Genomic DNA, 19487 nt, shown 5'->3' with positions numbered 1-19487 from the left:
TCCTAATTATAAGATATACTCTGATAAATCTTTATTTTTAACGATGGATGAGAGTTTGTCATCAACATAGTGCGCTGTAATATCTATTTGTTCCATCGTAATATCAGGTGCTTCAAAGGATAAATCTTCTAACAATTTCTCCATAATCGTATGAAGACGTCTTGCGCCAATGTTATCCGTATCTTGGTTAACCTCAAATGCAATTTCAGCAATCCGCTCAATCGCTTCATCTGTAAAGACAACATTAATACCTTCCGTTTCCAATAATGCGGTATATTGCTTAATGATCGCATTAGATGGTTCAGTCAGTATATTGATGAAATCTTGGACCACTAATTTATTTAATTCGACACGAATCGGGAAACGTCCTTGTAATTCCGGAATTAAATCTGACGGTTTTGCTGTGTGGAACGCACCTGCTGCAATAAAAAGCATATAGTCCGTCTTAACAGCGCCGTACTTCGTCATAATCGTCGAACCTTCAACGATTGGTAAAATATCACGCTGCACGCCTTCACGGGATACATTTGCTTGCTTATTGTCTTGACCGCAAACTTTATCAATCTCATCAATAAAAATAATACCCGACTGTTCTGCTTGTTCAATCGCAAGTTGATGAACTTCATCCATGTCGATGAGTTTTTCAGCTTCCATTTGAGTTAACACTTCACGTGCATCTTTCACTGGTAATTTACGTTTTTTCGTTTTATTTGGCATAAATTGATTTAAGGCATCTTGCATATTCATACCCATTTGTTCCATACCCGAACCTTGTAACATATCAAACATGGATGATTGTTGCTCTTCCACTTCAATCGTAACGGTCTTTTCTTCTAATTGTCCTTGTTCTAATTGTGCCTTTAGTTGTCTACGTTTATCTGCTTTGTTTGCCTCTTCTTCAGAATCCTCTTCCGTTTCCTGTTGCTGTTGATTAAACAACATCTCGAGAGGGTTTTTGGACTGGGCAGATTGTTTCTTTTTACTAGGCATCATTAAATCGACTAACCGCTGATTCGCTGCTTCACGTGCTTTTGTCTGAACCTCAAGCATTTTCTCTTCGCGAACCATGCGGACACTTGTTTCAACTAAATCACGTACCATCGATTCAACATCGCGTCCTACATAACCGACTTCTGTGAATTTCGTGGCTTCCACTTTTGAAAACGGGGCGCCGACTAATTTTGCAAGTCTACGAGCAAGCTCTGTTTTACCAACACCCGTTGGCCCGATCATTAAAATATTCTTCGGTACAATTTCATCGCGCATACTACCTGATAACTGCATACGACGAAAGCGATTTCGGAGTGCAACAGCTAAGGCACGCTTTGCATCAGTTTGACCGATAATATATTGGTCGAGTTGTTCAACAATTTGTTTCGGCGTAGCTTTAGTGCTCATTATTCAGAATCTCCTTTATCATCTAATGTTTCCAATACGATCTCATCATTTGTATAAACACAGATTTCACTCGCCATTTCAAGGGCTGCTTGCGCGATGCTGCTAGCCGTTTGATTATCCGCATAGCGTTTTAATGCTCGTCCTGCACTTAAAGCATAATGACCACCAGAACCTATGGCTAAAATATCATCATCTGGTTCTATCACTTCACCTGTTCCTGAGACGAGCAACATTTTGTCAGCATTCATGACAATTAACATTGCTTCTAAGCGGCGTAATACTTTATCGCTCCGCCATTCCTTTGCCAACTCTACTGCTGATCGGCTCAAATTACCGTTAAATTGTTCTAACTTACCTTCGAATTTCTCAAATAGCGTAAAGGCATCAGCCACTGAACCAGCAAAACCTGCCAACACTTGACCGTGGTACAACCGGCGCACTTTTTTAGCTTTATGTTTCATCACAACTGCATTGCCAAACGTTACTTGCCCGTCACCTGACATCGCAGCTTGCCCTTGGTGTCGAACAGCGAATATCGTCGTCGCATGAAACGATTGTTCCATCTTATCCCTCTTTCGTTATGCTCTTGGGTGAGCATTGTTATAAATATTTTGTAAATAATCTTTCGTGACGTGAGTATAAATTTGAGTTGACGATAAACTTTCATGTCCGAGCAACTCCTGAACCGAACGCATGTCAGCACCTTGGTTCAATAAATGCGTCGCAAATGTGTGCCGCAACTTATGAGGATGAATTGAACTCGTTAATGCTGCTCGTTTCATAACATCATTTAAAATATAACGTACGCCTTCATCAGTTAATGGTGCCCCGCGATGGTTCAAAAAAACATCATCACATTCATGATCCGATTTTGCTTGAAGTTGAAGCCGACCATCACGCAAATATTGCCGCAATGCATTCTCAGCATAAGCACCAAACGGTATGTAACGTTGTTTCATCCCTTTTCCATGTACTAAAACGGTGTTTAGTGAAAAATCAATATCGCCAATCGTTATTTGAACAAGTTCACTCACACGCACACCAGTTGCATACATCAACTCTATAATCGCTTGATTACGCTGACCTAAAGGCATACTTAAATCTTCTGTTTCAAACAGTTTCTCAAGTTCTTCCTCATAAAAAAATTGCGGTATTTTCCGATCTTTTTTAGGGGTTGATACATACTCAATCGGATTCACACCTACAAGCCCTTCCTTTTCTAAAAAGGTATAAAACGTTCTTAAGCTTGATAACTTACGTGAAGCAGACACACGACTTAACCCTTGATCGTATAATTGTGTCAAGTATAGACGAACATCTGAATGCTTAACATGCGTAAAATCTTCTATCTGTTCATGCTCTAGAAACATATGAAACTGCTGTAAGTCAGCTTGGTATTGATCAATCGTGTATGAAGAGGCATTTCGCTCAACGTTTAAAAATTGATTAAAATCATGCATTAATTGTTGATTTGTCATACAACCCCCTCCTACGTCTATTGACCAATTTAGATTTTATCAAACTTTTCAAAATAATACAACAAATTTGACAAAGGTGTCACAATTTGTTCATCGCCTATTTGCACGCATTTTCATAGCGCCAAAATCAAATTTTATACGAAGTGAAATTGTGTGTCAATTTAAAATACTTAACTATTGTCATCTTTCTCAATTTGTTTGAAAAATATACAAAAAGAGCTAGTCTTTTTTAACTAGCTCTCAATTCATTACGATTGTTCTGTCTCGCTGTAGTCACATTCTGTACATTTAACTTGAGTACTTTTCTTTTGTTTTTTCTCAACCATAAGCGATGCGCATTTTGGACACGGTCGCTGAATCGGCTTGTCCCACGAAATAAATTCGCATTCAGGATATTGATCGCAACCATAAAATGTTCGATTTTTCTTCGTTTTACGTTCAACAATGCTCCCTTTTTCACAACGCGGACAGTCGACACCGATTTCTTTCAATATCGGTTTCGTATTACGGCAGTCCGGAAAGTTAGAGCAAGCCATGAATTTACCATAACGGCCCATTTTATAAACCATTTCGTGACCGCACTTCTCACAGTTTTCACCAGCTGGTTCGTCACGGACTTCAATTTTTTCAATTTCTTCTTCTGCTTTTTCCAAGCGTTTTTCGAAATCTTGATAAAATTGATCGATAACCTTACGCCAATTCTTGTCACCGTCTTCTACACTGTCTAAATTATTTTCCATATCAACGGTAAATTGAACGTTAATAATTTCTGGAAAATATTGTTCTAATAAATCGATCACAATTGTTCCTAATTCGGTAGGAACAAATCGGCGATTATCTAACGCAACATAACCACGTCGCTGAATCGTATCGAGAGTAGGCGCATAGGTTGATGGACGCCCGATACCTTTTTCCTCAAGTGTACGTACTAAACGAGCTTCAGTATAACGAGGTGGTGGTTGCGTGAAATGTTGATTTGGTGTAATGTCTTCAGCTTTCACTTGGTCGCCTTCTTCTAATGGCGGTAACATTTTTTGCTCGTCTTTTTTCTTATCGTCTTCGCTCTCAACATAGATTTCCATAAAGCCTTTAAATTTCACTTGAGAGCCAGTTGCACGAAACTCGACACCTTCATTTAATAAATGAGCAGTGACTGTATCTAATACAGCTGGCGCCATTTGGCTAGCGATGAATCGTTCCCAAATTAACTTGTAAAGCTTGTACTGATCATTAGACAACTTCGGTTTAATCGCTGTCGGTTCTTTGTGAATAGCCGTTGGACGAATCGCTTCGTGTGCATCTTGAGATCGCTCATCATTTTTGGCTTGTTTTTGTTTACCTAAATGCTGTTGGTCAAATTTCGCTTCAATAAGATCAGCAGCTTCTTTCTTAGCTGTATTGGATACACGCGTCGAATCCGTTCTCATATACGTGATAAGACCTGTTGTCCCCTCTTTGCCTCCAAGGTTAATACCTTCATACAATTGTTGCGCAACCATCATCGTCTTTTTAGCTCGGAAATTCAGTTTTCGGTAAGCTTCTTGTTGTAGCGATGACGTCGTAAAGGGTGGTGATGGATTACGTTTGCGTTCACGTTTGTTCACTTTGTCAACATCAAACACATCGCCATTGAGACGGTTCACAATGGTTTGGACATCTTCTTCATTCTTTAAGTCTTTCTTTTCACCGTCTACACTGTGAAATTTCGCCTCAAATTTCTTCCGCTTATGTGTAAATTGTGACGTGATTGACCAATATTCTTCTGGTTCAAAATTGTTAATTTCATTCTCACGGTCGATGATTAGCTTAACTGCGACGGACTGAACACGACCAGCACTTAAGCCTTTTTTAATTTTTTTCCAAAGTAATGGACTAATGTTATAACCTACAAGTCGGTCTAAAACGCGTCGAGCTTGTTGTGCATTCACTAAATCCATATCGACTTCACGTGGCTCTTTAAATGATTCCTTAATAGCATCCTTTGTGATTTCATTAAACACAACGCGGCATTTCGTACCTTCTTCAATGCCTAAACTATGTGATAAATGCCACGCAATCGCCTCACCTTCACGGTCAGGGTCGGCTGCGAGATAAACTTTTTTCGCTTTTTTCGCTGATTTTTTTAAATCATTTAGAACAGGACCTTTTCCGCGAATCGTAATATACTTAGGTTCATAATCGTTTTCAACATCGACTCCCATTTTACTTTTGGGTAAATCAATAACATGGCCCATCGATGCTTTGACCGTATATTTTTTTCCTAAATAACGTTCAATTGTTTTCGCTTTGGCTGGTGATTCTACAATGACTAGATAATCTGACATCTGCGATTCCTCCTACGAGGTATTTTCTCTTTTCATTTCTTTTATTTGTTTTAAAGTTTGAGTTGATGGGTTAAATCGTTTACATTCTATCTTAATCTCATTCATTATTAAATAACTTATAAGCATTTGTCAAACGCTTAAACGAAAAAATGTTCGACAAAAGAAATAATTAAGAGCTGATACTATCACAATAAAAGAGAATTTTTAAGTTAGGGTTTGTTGGAATCCGTTGTTGAATTGTGCTCCGCTTTCGGTGGACGCTTTCCGACGACCCGGATGGTCTAGTGTCGACGTTGGCCACAGGACGTGGCCGCTTTTAGTCGACCGCGGGCACGGCTCGAGCCAGGCAACCTCATCGAATATGCTTCCTTGCAACTTGCACCGAGGAAGCCTGCTTAGAAGCGATACGAGAAGACGCAGGTGCATCCCTCGGGGGACAAAGGAACTTCGGCTAAGTACCGGACGTCCTGTCCGAACGCCGAAGTGACCCACGTCCTGTGCGCCTTCGCGCTGTTCCCGTGACGACCCGGACGGTCTAATGTCGACGTTGGTCACAAAAGCTGATTTCATAAGCTTCCTTGACTAATTCTGCGCCGAGTACTCGCAGGCGCAGGACGTGACCGCTTTTAGTCGACCAGGAGTCGCCACCTTCGCTTCTCACAATTCAACAACTCAGTGCTGAATGAATCGAAAATCAACACTAAACTTTAACAGAGGTTTAAATTTAAATTGAATGATTGGTGGTTTTTGAAAAGGTGTATCAAGTTGAATGAATCCAGGCGCCTGATGATAAATACTCAATTAATTGTTCAGGCGCTGTCACTGGTATCGCCCCTTCTTGAAGTAAGCGATGGCAACCTTTTGCTTGGGGTAGGAAAATAGAATCTGGTATTACAAAGACATCTTTGGCTTGTTCGAGCGCTTGATCTGCCGTTATCATCGTTCCACTTTTTTCAGCAGCTTCAACAATTAACGTTGCACGGGATAAACCACTGATGATTCGATTCCGTTCAGGGAAATGCCATTTTTGCGCTCTCGTTTCGGGTGGATATTCAGATAGGATGAGACCATTCTTTGATATTCTTTGAAATAATTCGCGGTGACGTGCGGGGTAAATATAATTAAAACCAAAGCCTAATACAGCGATTGTGCCTATCTTTTGTTTTAAAGCAAATTCATGACTCAACCCATCAACACCTTTAGCCATGCCACTCACAATCGTAAACTGATGTTTCACTAACTCTTTTAATATATAGGAAATTTTTTGTTCTGCATCTTGAGAAGGGGTGCGTGAACCGATCACACTAATCATCGGAGTAGCTAATAACTTGAGGTTACCCTGATAATAAAGAATTAGGGGTGGATCTGGGATTAATCGTAGAGAGTCAGGATATGACGAATCAAACCACGTTATGACAGACAAATTACAAAAACGTTGCCACATTTGTTGCTTATATCGTTCATCATGCAGAAGATGGTTAAGTTTTGAAGCTTGTTCTGTCGGTAAGGAAAAAATCAAAGATAATTCAGTCGATGACGCATCAAGCAGTGGGTCTAAATGACTATGTTCCAAAAGGTAGCGGGAAAGAAGTTGTCGTTTCATAAGGCGGGTTTCGAGGATAAGAAATAATAAAAATGATTGCTTAACATGCAATAAAGATCACTCCTATTAAATATGATATAAATTGAGTTGGGCTAGCCAAAAAGGCGCCCAACTCAACTATTTATTAATGAGTTTTACATTTGTCGTAAAGGTTGTTTTCTTTTAATGTGTCGATCATTGTTTCGCCAATGACAGCTGGCGTTGACGCAACGCTGATTCCACATTCATTCATAACGCGGATTTTTTCGTCCGCTGTTCCTTTACCACCTGAAATGATCGCACCAGCGTGACCCATACGTTTTCCTGGAGGCGCTGTTGCACCACCGATAAAGCCGACGACTGGTTTGTTCATATTATCTCTGATCCATTCTGCTGCTTCTTCTTCAGCAGTACCACCGATTTCACCAATCATAATGACCGCTTCAGTATCTGGATCTTCATTAAATGCTTTTAATGTGTCGATAAAGTCCGTTCCGTTTACAGGGTCACCGCCGATACCGACAGCTGTTGATTGACCAAAGCCGTTTTCAGATAACTGATGTACAGCTTCATATGTCAATGTACCAGAACGTGACACAACACCGATATGACCTTTCGTATGGATGTAACCTGGCATAATACCAATCTTACACTCATCTGGTGTAATAACACCTGGGCAGTTAGGTCCAACTAAACGTGTTTTCTTACCTTCCATATAACGCTTCACTTTAACCATGTCTTGTACCGGAATATGTTCCGTAATACAAATAACTAAGTCAAGTTCAGCATCAACAGCTTCCATGATCGCATCTGCCGCAAAAGGAGCAGGTACGTAAACAACAGAAGCATTCGCGCCTGTTTCGGCAACTGCTGATTCTACTGTATTGAATACAGGTACACCTTCTACTTCAGTGCCACCTTTTTTTGGTGTGACACCTCCGACAATTTGCGTACCATAGTCAAGCATTTGTTTCGTGTGGAAAAGAGCTGTTCCACCTGTAATACCTTGAACTAATACTTTTGTGTCTTTATTAATAAAAACGCTCATTTTCGTCCGTCCTTTCTTATTTTACTAGAGATACAATCTTCTCAGCGCCATCAGCCATTGAATCTGCTGACGTGATGTTTAAGCCTGATTCGTCTAGAATCTTCTTACCTTGTTCGACATTGGTACCTTCTAAACGAACGACTAACGGAATCTCTAAGCCGATTTGTTTCGTTGCTTCTACAACACCTTCAGCAATGACGTCACACTTCATAATACCACCGAAGATGTTGACGAGAATGCCTTTAACGTTGTCATCGGACAAAATGATCTTAAACGCTTCAGTTACTTTTTCAGCTGTTGCGCCACCGCCAACGTCTAAGAAGTTCGCTGGTTCGCCGCCATAATGTTTAATGATATCCATTGTCGCCATCGCAAGACCTGCACCATTAACCATACAACCGATATTACCGTCTAAAGCAATGTAGCTAAGGTCATGTTTAGAAGCTTCAATTTCTTTATCATCTTCTTCATCTAGGTCGCGATAATCAACGACATCTTTTTGACGGAATAACGCGTTATCGTCAAAGTTTAATTTCGCATCAAGCGCTAATACTTCACCATCACCTGTTGTCACAAGTGGGTTAATTTCTGCTACTGAGCAGTCTTTTTGGACGAAAACGTCATATAAGCTCATCATGAACTTAACTGCTTTGCCTAAGTACTCTTCAGGAATATTAATATTAAACGCCAAACGACGTGCTTGGTATGGCATAAGACCTGTTACCGGGTCAATGACCTCTTTAAAAATCTTCTCAGGCGTTTCAGCGGCTACTTCTTCAATTTCTGTACCGCCTTCTTCAGACCCCATCATAACGACACTAGATGTCGCACGGTCCATTACAACACCAATATAGTATTCGTTTTGAATGTCACAGCCTTCTTCGATCAGTAAACGCTTTACTTCTTTACCTTCTGGGCCTGTCTGGTGTGTTACTAGCGTGCTACCTAAAATTTCATTTGCGTATTCACGAACGTCATCTAAGCTTTTGGCGATCTTGACACCACCTGCTTTACCACGTCCACCAGCGTGAATTTGTGCCTTAACAACCGTTACATCTGAACCTAATTCTTTCGCCGCTTCGACAGCTTCATCTGCTGAAAATGCGACTTTACTGTTAGGGACAGCAACGTTGTAAGAACGGAAAATTTCCTTCGCTTGGTACTCATGAATGTTCATGTTACATCCTCCCATCAAAAGTCACTGCAATATACTTAATTAATAAAACCACACTGTTTTTATTATACATGAAATGTGTCGTAATCAAAAGAATCTGTCACATTTTTATGTGGTTTTTTAGTATTTTTTGTCTAGCCGATAAATAAAAGCGAACACTTCAGCCACCGCTTGGTATAAATCTTCTGGAATTTTTTCATTAATGTTGAGTTCACTCATCAAATTCATTAGAGCTGGATCCTCATAAATAGGGACATCATGGCCTTCAGCTCGGTCTAATATTTCTTCTGCAATTAAGCCCTTTCCTTTGGCGATCACTTCTGGTGCTTCGTGTTCACCTTCATCATACTTTAACGCAATCGCTTCTTTTCGTTTATATTCATCTGTCATACGCGGAAATCAACTCCTTTGTAAGACGTATCGAGTGATGATTCTTGTGGTTTTACAGGTTCTAGTGTTTGTTGTTCAAGTGGTTTAATTTGTAAATTAGCCAGCTCATATTGCTTATCTTTTAAATTAAGTTTTAAGTTATCTTCCATGCTTTCGGCAAGCGGTGCGAGTTTGTCTGGGTTGTCATGATAGATCGATAAATCAACCTGCCCTTGTGTGACCTTCATATCCACAACTGTTTGCTCAAGGTTGGGCAAATCTAAATAAAACATCACGCGACAATTCTTTGGATGAACGGACCCATCTGCTTGTCGTTGCCCTTCAAAATCCATAAATAAATCATCATTCAATCCAAACATTTCCTTCGGTAGATGAGCAGAAAATTGCATCCACTCACGCGCTGAGTCTTGCATCGATAAATGCATACCTTGCAAAACTTGATTCATTTGTTGGAACGATTCTTGACCCGTTTGAGCAGACACAGTTTGCAACAATTGGCTCATAGATGGATAATCTTGTCGCATCATTTGTGCTTGAGTCATGTCTTGTTGATTAAACATCGCTTGCAATTGTTGCATGATTTGATTAAACTGAGCCGATTGTTGAGGTTGCGTTGTGATTTGTTGCAACATATTGTTTAATATTTGTACAGCGCGCGCATCCTGTTGAGTCATCGTTTGTGAATTAAATTGTGTTAGCTGTTGCATTAACTGTTGGCCAGAGTCAGAGTTTAATAGTTGTTGGACTTGTGCTGGTTGATTTTGACTGACCGCTTGCACCACTTGTTGTAATGTCTGCTGATTAGGCTGACTCAATTGGCTTTGAACTTGCGTGATCGCTTGCTGCATTCGATTAGCTGTTTGACCGTCGTGTTGCGTCATACTGAAAAATGTTTGAAGTTGCTGCATCACTTGCGACATACTATTTGATTGATTCGCAGTCATGACGTTTTGCCACACTTGCAGTCCGCGACTTTGCTCAGCAGTTAATTGTGTAGCAAGTAATTGGTTTAAGTTTTGCATTAATTGTTGCCCAGAATCGCTATTTAACAACTGTTGTGCTTGACCACTTTGATTTTGATTTATATATTGCACGAGCTGTTGCATCGTTTGCTGATTACTAACTGATAGGTTCGCTTGCACTTGATTAAACACAGGTAATTGCGTCACATTTCGCAAAAAGTTTAATCGTTCTCCACCAGATTGCTGTAATTGTGAGAGCTGATTGACGAACGATTGTAAAATTTGCTGTGACTTTAACCCGCCAGACAATTGTTGCCCAGCTAATTGTTGCAAACCTGATTGTACTTGATCCGCTGTCATATTATAAGGTAACGGGATATTCGGAAGGGGGTTAGCCCCTTGACTATTCAAATTAAATGTAATCTGATTTTGTTGAGCCCAGTTGGACCATGTATTAGACCATTCAGAAAACGACACTTGTTGGCTAACGACACCCGCTTTTTGTAACATTTGAAAAGTCGTTTCTGACCCACGACCAATCTCCGACAAAATTTGGTGGGTTAATTGTGCCATCATTTGCTGGTTAGACGGCGTATTTCCACTTAAGGCGTGCATATATAAACGCATTTGCATTTGTTCACTCGTCAATTGGCTAGATTGACCTAATTGCGCTTGCATTTGAGCTAACGTTTGCTGCAGTGAAATCGGTTGATTAATTCGTTGGTCAACAGCTCTAAACGTTTGTTCTGTTAAAGGAAATTGACGCATTAACATCTCGCGTAACACGGTTTGACTATCCGCACTATCACTACGAGCTAGCGATAATAGTGTGCCTATATTTTGTTGACTGACAGGCATTTGTTCACGAAGCATTTGCGCAAGCATCATCGTCTCTTGTCGACTCGCCTGTTGATTCGTCGCTTGAAGTAATGTTTTAGCCGCATCTAGTGGCGAATTAACCGCTTTTTCACTGACGACTTGCAAATGAACACTCGGGCTCGTTTGATTGACTTGTAACAAGTAATTTTGATTCGATTGTAAATTGGCATTCAGTTGTGCTACGACTTGTTGTTGACCGATCTGAACTTGCGCCTTATTATCGGGATAAAACTTCGACACACGACCTGAGACGACCTGTCCTTCACGTAAATTTAAACTGCTCGACTCTTGTCGACCGACACGAATTGACTGAAACGCTTTATTCACTTCAACCATTATACTCACGCCTTTAAACTAAGATTATAGTCAAAACCAATGATTTAACGATACGAAGAAACAGGGTTAAATGATAGACGATGAATCTTAGTCGGCCCGTGTTTTGCTAAGGCTTGCAAGTGATTCGGTGTACCATAACCCATATTCCGCTCAAATTCAAAATCAGGATATGTATGTGCCGCCTCGATCATTAATCGATCTCGTGTCACTTTCGCAATGACACTTGCTGCTGCAATAGAGATGCTCTTTTGATCGCCTTTTATGAGTGATTGTTGAGGACACATTAGTTCCTCTAGCGTCATCGCATCAATTAAGCAATAGTCAGGCTGTGTAGCCATGTGATCGACCGCCTGTTGCATCGCCTGTTTAGCTGATTGATAAATATTAATTTTATCGATTGTCTCAGCTTCAACGACACCGACACCTACTGCTATAGCACGTTCTATGATCGTATCGTAAAACGCTTTACGTTGCGATTCCGATAATTGTTTTGAATCGTTAATCCCTACTAACGACTCATCATCAGGGTCAAGCACGACAGAAGCAGCGACGACTGGACCAGCAAGTGGCCCACGACCGACTTCATCAACCCCAGCAATATAACGATAGCCACGTGACCATCCCGCTTGTTCATAAGCTCTCATGTCTTGAAATTGTTGATATTTCTGTTTTTCTAATTCAACACGTTTGTCGTATTGCTTAATGACTTTTTGGACACCTGTCCGCGAATCCTCACGCAATAAGGCAATTGTATGTTCATCGACATCGCCTTGATCGATTAACGCTTTAACATCTCGAACTGTCATTTGCTTAATATCCATAGGTGACTGTCTCCTTTTATTTATATCGACACAAAACGCCCGTTTATAAGCTACATTTGATCAAAAGTAACGCGACCGAGGTGACCTTGCCTTAAATCACGAATAATGACATCGGCTACTTGATCGTAGTCAATCACACCACCAGACATCAAACACCCTCTTTGTTTACCGATAGCGTCAAACCACTCGACGACATCATCCGATTCTAAATTTAATGTCGAATACCGTTTAACTAAGGCATCTGGATAATACTGTTTCATCGTATTTAATATATAAATCGCGATATCATCTAAGTGTAAAATTTGATCTTTAATCGTGCCTATAGCGGCTAATCGATAACCGACTTCTTCTTCTTCAAACTTAGGCCACAATATCCCAGGTGTATCTAATAGTTCAAACTCACCTTGAATTTTGATCCATTGTTGTTTTTTCGTTACACCTGGCTTATCACCTGTTTGAGCTTGTTTTTTGCTCGCTAATCGATTGATTAACGTAGATTTCCCAACATTCGGAATACCAATAATCATCGCTCTTAATGAGCGAGGGTTTATTCCTTTTTCTTTACGTCTTTCGTTAATGTGTTCGCTAATTTGCTTTGTTTGTTTCACGATTTGTTTGATATCATCTTTTTGATTCACATCAACAGCTAAAGCGTACTTCCCTTGTTCCCGGAAATAGTCTAACCATTGTTGTGTGACTCGCTCTTCAGCCATGTCACGCTTCATGAGTATAATAAGTTTCTGTTTATCACTTGTCACATCTTGCATCATCGGGTTTTGACTTGAGTAAGGCGCACGTGCGTCGACTAATTCAATCACAAGGTCAACGAGGGATAATTGTTCCTCAACTTCACGCTTCGCTTTCGCCATATGGCCTGGAAACCATTGGATCGTCATACCATCACCACTTTCTTATCATTTCTACGTTCTTCTATTATATCGTTAACGGCCCATAATCGCTAAAATTTCACGAAAAAAATAGAGCTTGACGTCGTAAACGCCAAGCTCTGTTTGTTCTGCTTATACCTATCGTCTCTCTGGGATACGCGCTGCTTTACCACGTAGGTTACGTAGATAATAAAGCTTCGCACGACGTACGCGACCACGACGAGATACTTCGATTTTGTCAACACGTGGAGAATGTACAGGGAATGTACGCTCAACGCCTACACCGTAAGAAATCTTACGTACTGTAAACGATTCGTTGATTCCACCACCACGACGCTTAATGACAACACCTTCGAATACCTGAATACGCTCGCGGTTACCCTCGACAACTTTTACGTGTACTTTTACTGAGTCACCAGCACGGAATTCAGGCACGTCTGTACGTAGTTGGTCCTGTACGACTTGGTCTAAAATCTGTTGCATGTTCGTTCACTCCTTCCAACTAATGTTCTTACTCATCCAAGTAGCGGAACATCGTTTTCGACTTAAGAACACTTAAGCACTAAATTAATATATCATACACCATTATCAGACGCAACACCTTGTTCGGCTTTAATTTGATTTAATAATTGTCGTTCTTTGTCTGATAAAGTGGATTCATCAATAAGATCTGGTCTGCGTTCATACGTCCGTTTAATCGATTGATACTGTCGCCAATCGTCAATTTTTTGGTGATTGCCTGACAGTAACACATCCGGAACTTGATGCCCTCTAAAATCTTGCGGTCTCGTATAATGTGGGTGCTCTAACCACGGTTTAGAAAAAGAGTCTTGTGCGGCGGACTCTTCATTGCCCAAAGCGTCAGGCAACAATCGAATGACACTATCAGCTACGACCATGGCACCAAGCTCACCGCCCGTTAAGACATAGTCACCGATTGAGATTTCATCAGTTGCCAGTTCAGTTCGAATTCGTTCATCATAACCTTCGTAATGACCACAAATCATAATTAAATGGTTTTCCTCCGCTAATTCATGCGCCTTTGCTTGCGTGTAAGGTTCACCTTGTGGACATAACAAAATGACGCGAGGTTGTGACTGTTGTTTCGCTTTCAAATCAGCCACAGCGTCAAAAATGGGTTGGGGGGTTAACACCATACCTGCGCCCCCACCGTATGGGTAATCATCCACTTTATTATGTTTGTTTTCCGTATACGTACGAAAATCGATTAAGTCGTAATCATATGCCCCTTTGTCCTTTGCTTTCTTTAACATCGACGACTCAAATACGTTTGTAAACATCTCAGGAAAAAGGGTTAAGATATCGAGCTTCATCACGGTAACAATCCTTCCATATACGCAATCGTCACCCGTTCATTTTCTAAATCAATGTCTTTCACGATATCATCAATAAACGGGATAAGCGCATCTTTTGCACCTGGTTCTGGTCGGTCAACCACCCACACATCATTCGCACCAGGTTGCATAATCTCTTTAATAAACCCGACATACTCCCCGGTCGTATAGTACACTTGGCAGCCGATAATTTCAAAATAATAAAATTCGTCATCATCTAATTCATGTAATTCGTCAACGTGAACATAAAGCGTGGCCGATTTTAACGATTCGACAGCTTCTATCGATGTATAACCTTCGAACGTTAATAAATCAAATTGTTTATGCCCGCGATGCGATTCTACGACTACTGATGTTTCGTTTCCGTCATCATCTATCGCGATTAATTCACTGCCTGGTTCGTATCGTTCATCAAAATCGGTTACCGATATGACACGAACTTCACCTCGAACACCATGTGTATTCACAATGGTTCCTACTTTTAAATAGTCTTGATCCATGTTCATCACCTAATTTATTTTAACTATTTTACCGTCTTGGACGACGATTTCGCGTTCGCCGATAATGTTATTCCAATCGTCACCAATTGAAACGTCCACAATTTCTTCTACGTCACGTTCAGTGATTTCACTACCTAATGGCAATTGGTTCAATTGTTCGATTTGAAATTCATACCACTCGATCGATTGTTGCCGTTTCAGTTCTTCTTTAGCAAACTTCTCTTCGACTTTTTGGGCGTCGAATTGTTGTTTGAGCAATTTTTTCTTTTGGAAGACGAGTTGGTCTATTTCTTTTCGTTTAGCTGCCATTTCGTTTTCAAAATGCGTTTTAAGTTCGTGCTTACTCGTTTCGGTTAACACTTGTTTCACTGTCGTTTTACGGATTATTTGCATGAGAATCACCTATATGTTGTGTGACTTCAATCTTCATCATGTATAAAAAAGGGAAAGGTTCAAAACCCTCTCCCTTTTTACATAATATCAACATAAACCTTTTTCGATGTGTCCGAATTGGCAGCGTGTACTACCGTACGGACGGCTTTTGCGATACGTCCGTTTTTACCGATGACTTTTCCGACATCATCTTCATGCACCGTTAAGTGGTAACGAATTTTTTCATCCGTTTCTTCTACGTCAACATGAATCAAATCGGGATGATCGACTAACGGCGTCACAATCGATTCAATTAAGGGTTTCATGATATCACAAATCCTTATCCGTTATTTTTTGACTCGTGAAACTTCTTCATGATGCCCTTGTCTGAGAATAGATTGCGTACTGTATCGCTTGGTTGAGCACCTTTAGTCATCCAGTCAAGTGCTTTCTCTTCATTAATTGAAACCTCTGGTGTTTCAGCTACTGGATTATATGTGCCAATTTGCTCGATGATACGGCCATCACGTGGCGCGCGTGAATCAGCAACAACGACACGATAAAACGGATTACGTTTAGAACCCATACGTTTTAGGCGAATTTTCGTTGCCATGTCTTACACCTCCATTAATTAACTTATCACAAGTACAGATTGTAGCAGACAGTTTGAAGTGTGTAAAGTATTTTTCCATGACATATTAAAAATCTATCAATTTTTATTGACTATTCCATTAAAATGGCAGGATATTATACGGTTTTGTCAAAATATAATCAGTGGAACAATTTATTTAGGAGGTTATGATATGGGCTTATTTGATGGATTAATGGGAAATGCATCGACCGCAAAACCAGATGAAGTGGAACAAGAACTAGGTAATTTATTAGTTGATGATGAAAACGTTGAAGTCGCCTTTAAATTAGTGCGTGATTTAATCGTGTTTACTAATCGTCGTCTCATGATGGTTGATAAGCAAGGCATGACAGGCAAAAAAACGGATTATCATTCGGTTCCATATAAGAGTGTGTCGCACTTCAGCATTGAAACGGCTGGTACATTTGACTTGGATGCGGAGCTTAAAATATGGATATCAGGCGCTGCTCAACCGACCATAAGCAAACAGTTTAAAAAAGACGACAGTATTTATGATATTCAAAAAGTGTTAACTCAAAAATGCACTTAACTATAAAACGCCCCTTATGTTGTCTGTTCCAAGACATGTCATAAGGGGGGTTTAGTGTTACATAAACGGCAGGTTCATGCCGCCTTTTTTACCTTTTTTCGAGTTGGTCATTTGTTTCATCATTTTCTTCATTTCTTCAAACTGTTTTAACAGACGGTTCACTTGCGCAACAGACGTCCCTGAACCACTAGCGATTCGTTTTTTACGACTCGCATTGATGACACTTGGGTCGACACGTTCTTTTTTCGTCATCGACTGTATAATCGCCTCGATATGAGACAACTGTTTATCGTCGACTTGCATGTTTTTCATGCCCTTCATCTTGTTTGCTCCAGGCATCATGTTGATGAGTTCGTCGAGAGGTCCCATGTTTTTGATTTGGTCCATCTGTTCTAAAAAGTCTTCAAACGTAAAGGAAGCGGAACGCATTTTATCTTGCATTTCTTTCGCTTTCTTTTCGTCGACTTCGGTTTCGGCTTTTTCGATTAAACTAAACACATCACCCATACCTAAGATGCGTGACGCCATACGGTCTGGATGGAATGGCTCTAATTGGTCTAGCTTCTCCCCCATACCAGCGAATTTAATCGGTTTCCCTGTCACGGAACGAATAGATAATGCAGCACCACCGCGCGTATCACCATCAAGTTTCGTTAAGACAACACCACTAATATCGAGTTGATCATCGAAACTTTCGGCCACGTTTACGGCATCTTGACCTGTCATCGAATCGACGACGAGGAAGATTTCATCGGGTTGAGTATTCGTCTTAACTTGTTGTAACTCATCCATTAAATCTTCATCCACATGCAAACGACCGGCTGTATCAATTAAGACATAGTCATGATGTTCAGCTTTCGCCTTTTCAATCGCTTCGTTCGCAATGTCGACAGGGTTTGCTTCTGTTCCTTTTGAATAAACGGGTAAATCGAGTTGTTCACCTAATGTTTCAAGCTGATCGACAGCGGCTGGACGATAGACGTCTGCTGCGACGAGTAATGGACTGCGGTTGAAATTTTTGCGTAAATGATTGGCTAATTTACCCGTCGTTGTCGTCTTACCGGCACCTTGTAAACCGACCATCATAATGACAGTTGGCGGTTTGTTGGCTACCGCGATTTTACTTTGTTCGCCACCCATGAGTTCTGTTAATTCATCACGGACAACTTTAATCACCTGTTGGCCAGGTGTTAAACTCTCCATTACTTCTTGGCCAACCGCACGTTCTTTAATGCGTTTAATTAAATCTTTCACCACTTTATAGTTAACGTCCGCTTCCAACAAAGCTAAACGGACTTCGCGGGTCATTTCTTTGACGTCTGCTTCGCTCACTTTACCTTTACCGGTAATCTTTTTCATCGTGTCTTGCAGGCGTTCGGATAATCCTTCGAATGCCATATGGCTGATCCCCCCTAATCTAGGTTTTCCAATTGTTCTAATAACGCACGAACCTCATCCAATTCATTGTCTGCTAGCTTCTGTTTCATCTGACGAATGAGATCATGTCGCTCTTCGAAATATCGATACAAGCCGAGTTGCGACTCATACTCTTCAAGCATCGCTTCCGTACGTCTAATATTATCATAAACAGCTTGTCTACTAACATCATAAGTTTCAGAAATCTCACCTAGAGAATAATCTTCTAAATAATATAACTCCATGTAACTGCGCTGTTTATCGGTTAGGAGCTTCTGGTAAAAATCAAATAAATAATTCATTCGTGTCGTTTTTTCTAACATGCGGGCACTCCTCAGCCATTATTATGATCGTCATCTTCTTCTGTTTCAACACGTGTCATTAAATCGCCGAATAATCCGTAAACAAATTGATGCGGATCAAATGGTTGTAAATCTGTGATGTTTTCACCGAGCCCAACATATTTAACCGGAATATTCAATTCATTGCGTATCGCAATCACGATACCACCACGCGCGGTACCGTCTAATTTCGTTAATACGATACCTGACACATCGGTTGCTTCTTTAAATGTTTTCGCTTGGCTTAGCGCGTTTTGTCCTGTTGTCGCGTCTAACACGAGTAACGTTTCGTGCGGTGCATCAGGAATTTCACGCTCGATTACTTTGTGTACTTTCGATAACTCTTTCATCAAGTTGACTTTGTTTTGTAGACGTCCTGCTGTATCGCATAAAAGTACATCAGCACCGCGTGATTTAGCAGCTTGAATCCCATCATAAATCACGGCCGCTGGATCCGCGCCTTCACTATGTTTAATCACGTCAACGCCAGCGCGTTCACCCCAAATGTCCAATTGATCGATCGCACCGGCACGGAATGTATCACCTGCTGCTAAGACGACCGACTTTCCTTCTTGTTGTAATTGATAAGCTAATTTACCAATCGTCGTCGTTTTACCCACGCCATTGACACCAACGATAAGCATCACGGTTAAATCGTCTTCTTGCATATTGAGGGTCTGCAATGATTCATCGGCACCATCATAATAAATCTCGACTAGCTTTTCAGAAATGACTTCTTTCACTTGTTCCGTATCTTTAATATTACGACGTTTCACTTCCATTTCTAACTCTTCAATTAATTCCATTACAGTGTTCACACCGACGTCAGCTGAAATAAGAATTTCTTCTAATTCCTCAAAAAACTCTTCGTCAACTTGACGGTACCGCGCGACGAGATCATTCACTTTCGACGTAAACGAGTCGCGTGTTTTGGACATGCCGTCTTTAAATTTTTCGGTGACTTCTTCTGTTTGTTTATTTACTTTATCTTTTAATTTTTGGAAAAATCCCATCGTTATCTTCCTTTCTAACTTGCAACGTCC

21 protein-coding genes are annotated in these 19487 nt (G+C 40.6%); 1 reads left to right on the top strand and 20 read right to left on the bottom strand.

Annotation, left to right across the window (positions count from 1 at the left end; genetic code table 11):
• Positions 1–6: 6 nt before the first annotated feature.
• The 17 genes from hslU to rpsP form a co-directional block, all read right to left on the bottom strand.
• A complete protein-coding gene (gene hslU / locus ABID56_RS01035; RefSeq protein WP_354218535.1) occupies positions 7–1398 on the bottom strand; it encodes an ATP-dependent protease ATPase subunit HslU in 1392 nt (463 codons plus the stop codon).
• A complete protein-coding gene (hslV, locus tag ABID56_RS01030) occupies positions 1398–1961 on the bottom strand; it encodes an ATP-dependent protease subunit HslV (protein ID WP_354218534.1) in 564 nt (187 codons plus the stop codon). Before hslV ends, hslU begins: the two co-directional genes overlap by 1 nt.
• Positions 1962–1976: 15 nt before the next feature.
• Positions 1977–2876, bottom strand: coding sequence for a tyrosine recombinase XerC (gene xerC, locus ABID56_RS01025; RefSeq protein ID WP_354218533.1), 900 nt, complete (start codon positions 2874–2876; stop codon positions 1977–1979).
• A 248-nt stretch (positions 2877–3124) separates the two neighbouring features.
• The gene (gene topA / locus ABID56_RS01020; RefSeq protein ID WP_354218532.1) at positions 3125–5200 is read right to left on the bottom strand and encodes a type I DNA topoisomerase; all 2076 of its coding nucleotides are present in this window, start codon (positions 5198–5200) and stop codon (positions 3125–3127) included.
• 760 nt (positions 5201–5960) lie between these two features.
• Complete coding sequence (gene dprA / locus ABID56_RS01015) at positions 5961–6854, bottom strand: DNA-processing protein DprA (RefSeq protein ID WP_354218531.1); 894 nt, start codon at positions 6852–6854, stop codon at positions 5961–5963.
• A gap of 73 nt (positions 6855–6927) precedes the next feature.
• Positions 6928–7830, bottom strand: coding sequence for a succinate--CoA ligase subunit alpha (sucD, locus tag ABID56_RS01010; protein ID WP_354218529.1), 903 nt, complete (start codon positions 7828–7830; stop codon positions 6928–6930).
• Positions 7831–7846: 16 nt separating this feature from the next.
• Positions 7847–9007 carry an ADP-forming succinate--CoA ligase subunit beta gene (gene sucC / locus ABID56_RS01005; protein ID WP_354218528.1) on the bottom strand — a complete coding sequence of 387 codons (1161 nt, stop codon included), beginning with the start codon at positions 9005–9007 and terminating at the stop codon, positions 7847–7849.
• A gap of 117 nt (positions 9008–9124) precedes the next feature.
• Positions 9125–9394, bottom strand: coding sequence for an EscU/YscU/HrcU family type III secretion system export apparatus switch protein (locus ABID56_RS01000; RefSeq protein ID WP_354218527.1), 270 nt, complete (start codon positions 9392–9394; stop codon positions 9125–9127).
• Positions 9391–11571, bottom strand: coding sequence for a TP0910 N-terminal domain-containing protein (locus tag ABID56_RS00995; protein WP_354218526.1), 2181 nt, complete (start codon positions 11569–11571; stop codon positions 9391–9393). The genes ABID56_RS01000 and ABID56_RS00995 overlap by 4 nt, the downstream gene beginning before the upstream one ends.
• 44 nt (positions 11572–11615) lie before the next feature.
• A complete protein-coding gene (gene rnhB, locus ABID56_RS00990) occupies positions 11616–12392 on the bottom strand; it encodes a ribonuclease HII (RefSeq protein ID WP_354218524.1) in 777 nt (258 codons plus the stop codon).
• A 50-nt stretch (positions 12393–12442) separates the two neighbouring features.
• A complete protein-coding gene (ylqF, locus tag ABID56_RS00985; protein ID WP_354218522.1) occupies positions 12443–13288 on the bottom strand; it encodes a ribosome biogenesis GTPase YlqF in 846 nt (281 codons plus the stop codon).
• Positions 13289–13417: 129 nt separating this feature from the next.
• Positions 13418–13762 (bottom strand): 50S ribosomal protein L19, encoded by a 345-nt coding sequence (rplS, locus tag ABID56_RS00980; protein WP_354218520.1) that lies wholly within the window; start codon positions 13760–13762, stop codon positions 13418–13420.
• A 92-nt stretch (positions 13763–13854) separates the two neighbouring features.
• Positions 13855–14613 carry a tRNA (guanosine(37)-N1)-methyltransferase TrmD gene (trmD, locus tag ABID56_RS00975; protein ID WP_354218518.1) on the bottom strand — a complete coding sequence of 253 codons (759 nt, stop codon included), beginning with the start codon at positions 14611–14613 and terminating at the stop codon, positions 13855–13857.
• The gene (gene rimM, locus ABID56_RS00970) at positions 14613–15134 is read right to left on the bottom strand and encodes a ribosome maturation factor RimM (protein WP_354218516.1); all 522 of its coding nucleotides are present in this window, start codon (positions 15132–15134) and stop codon (positions 14613–14615) included. Before rimM ends, trmD begins: the two co-directional genes overlap by 1 nt.
• Positions 15135–15143: 9 nt before the next feature.
• Positions 15144–15527 (bottom strand): YlqD family protein, encoded by a 384-nt coding sequence (locus ABID56_RS00965; RefSeq protein WP_354218514.1) that lies wholly within the window; start codon positions 15525–15527, stop codon positions 15144–15146.
• A gap of 77 nt (positions 15528–15604) precedes the next feature.
• Positions 15605–15832: a KH domain-containing protein gene (locus ABID56_RS00960; RefSeq protein ID WP_354218513.1), complete on the bottom strand. Its 228-nt coding sequence runs from the start codon at positions 15830–15832 to the stop codon at positions 15605–15607.
• A gap of 14 nt (positions 15833–15846) precedes the next feature.
• On the bottom strand, positions 15847–16119 hold the full coding sequence (rpsP, locus tag ABID56_RS00955) for a 30S ribosomal protein S16 (protein WP_354218511.1): 273 nt from the start codon (positions 16117–16119) through the stop codon (positions 15847–15849).
• A gap of 190 nt (positions 16120–16309) precedes the next feature.
• Here rpsP and ABID56_RS00950 point away from each other — a divergent pair, with 190 nt between their 5' ends.
• Positions 16310–16687, top strand: a complete 378-nt coding sequence (locus ABID56_RS00950; RefSeq protein ID WP_354218509.1) for a PH domain-containing protein — start codon at positions 16310–16312, stop codon at positions 16685–16687.
• Positions 16688–16744: 57 nt separating this feature from the next.
• Here ABID56_RS00950 and ffh read toward each other — a convergent pair whose 3' ends face one another.
• Genes ffh through ftsY form a run of 3 tightly spaced genes read right to left on the bottom strand, consistent with a single transcriptional unit; the run spans position 16745 to position 19457 of the window.
• Positions 16745–18085 (bottom strand): signal recognition particle protein, encoded by a 1341-nt coding sequence (gene ffh / locus ABID56_RS00945; protein ID WP_354218507.1) that lies wholly within the window; start codon positions 18083–18085, stop codon positions 16745–16747.
• A gap of 14 nt (positions 18086–18099) precedes the next feature.
• Positions 18100–18426 carry a putative DNA-binding protein gene (locus ABID56_RS00940; RefSeq protein WP_354218506.1) on the bottom strand — a complete coding sequence of 109 codons (327 nt, stop codon included), beginning with the start codon at positions 18424–18426 and terminating at the stop codon, positions 18100–18102.
• Positions 18427–18437: 11 nt separating this feature from the next.
• Positions 18438–19457 (bottom strand): signal recognition particle-docking protein FtsY, encoded by a 1020-nt coding sequence (gene ftsY / locus ABID56_RS00935; protein WP_354218504.1) that lies wholly within the window; start codon positions 19455–19457, stop codon positions 18438–18440.
• Between the last annotated feature and the right edge of the window lie 30 nt (positions 19458–19487).

Origin of the sequence: Alkalibacillus flavidus (assembly GCF_040545925.1) — a bacterium.
In the GTDB taxonomy this organism is placed as follows: domain Bacteria; phylum Bacillota; class Bacilli; order Bacillales; family Alkalibacillaceae; genus Alkalibacillus; species Alkalibacillus flavidus.
The sequence above is the reverse complement of the archived record's forward strand: the minus strand, read 5'-3'. Positions and strand labels throughout refer to the sequence as shown.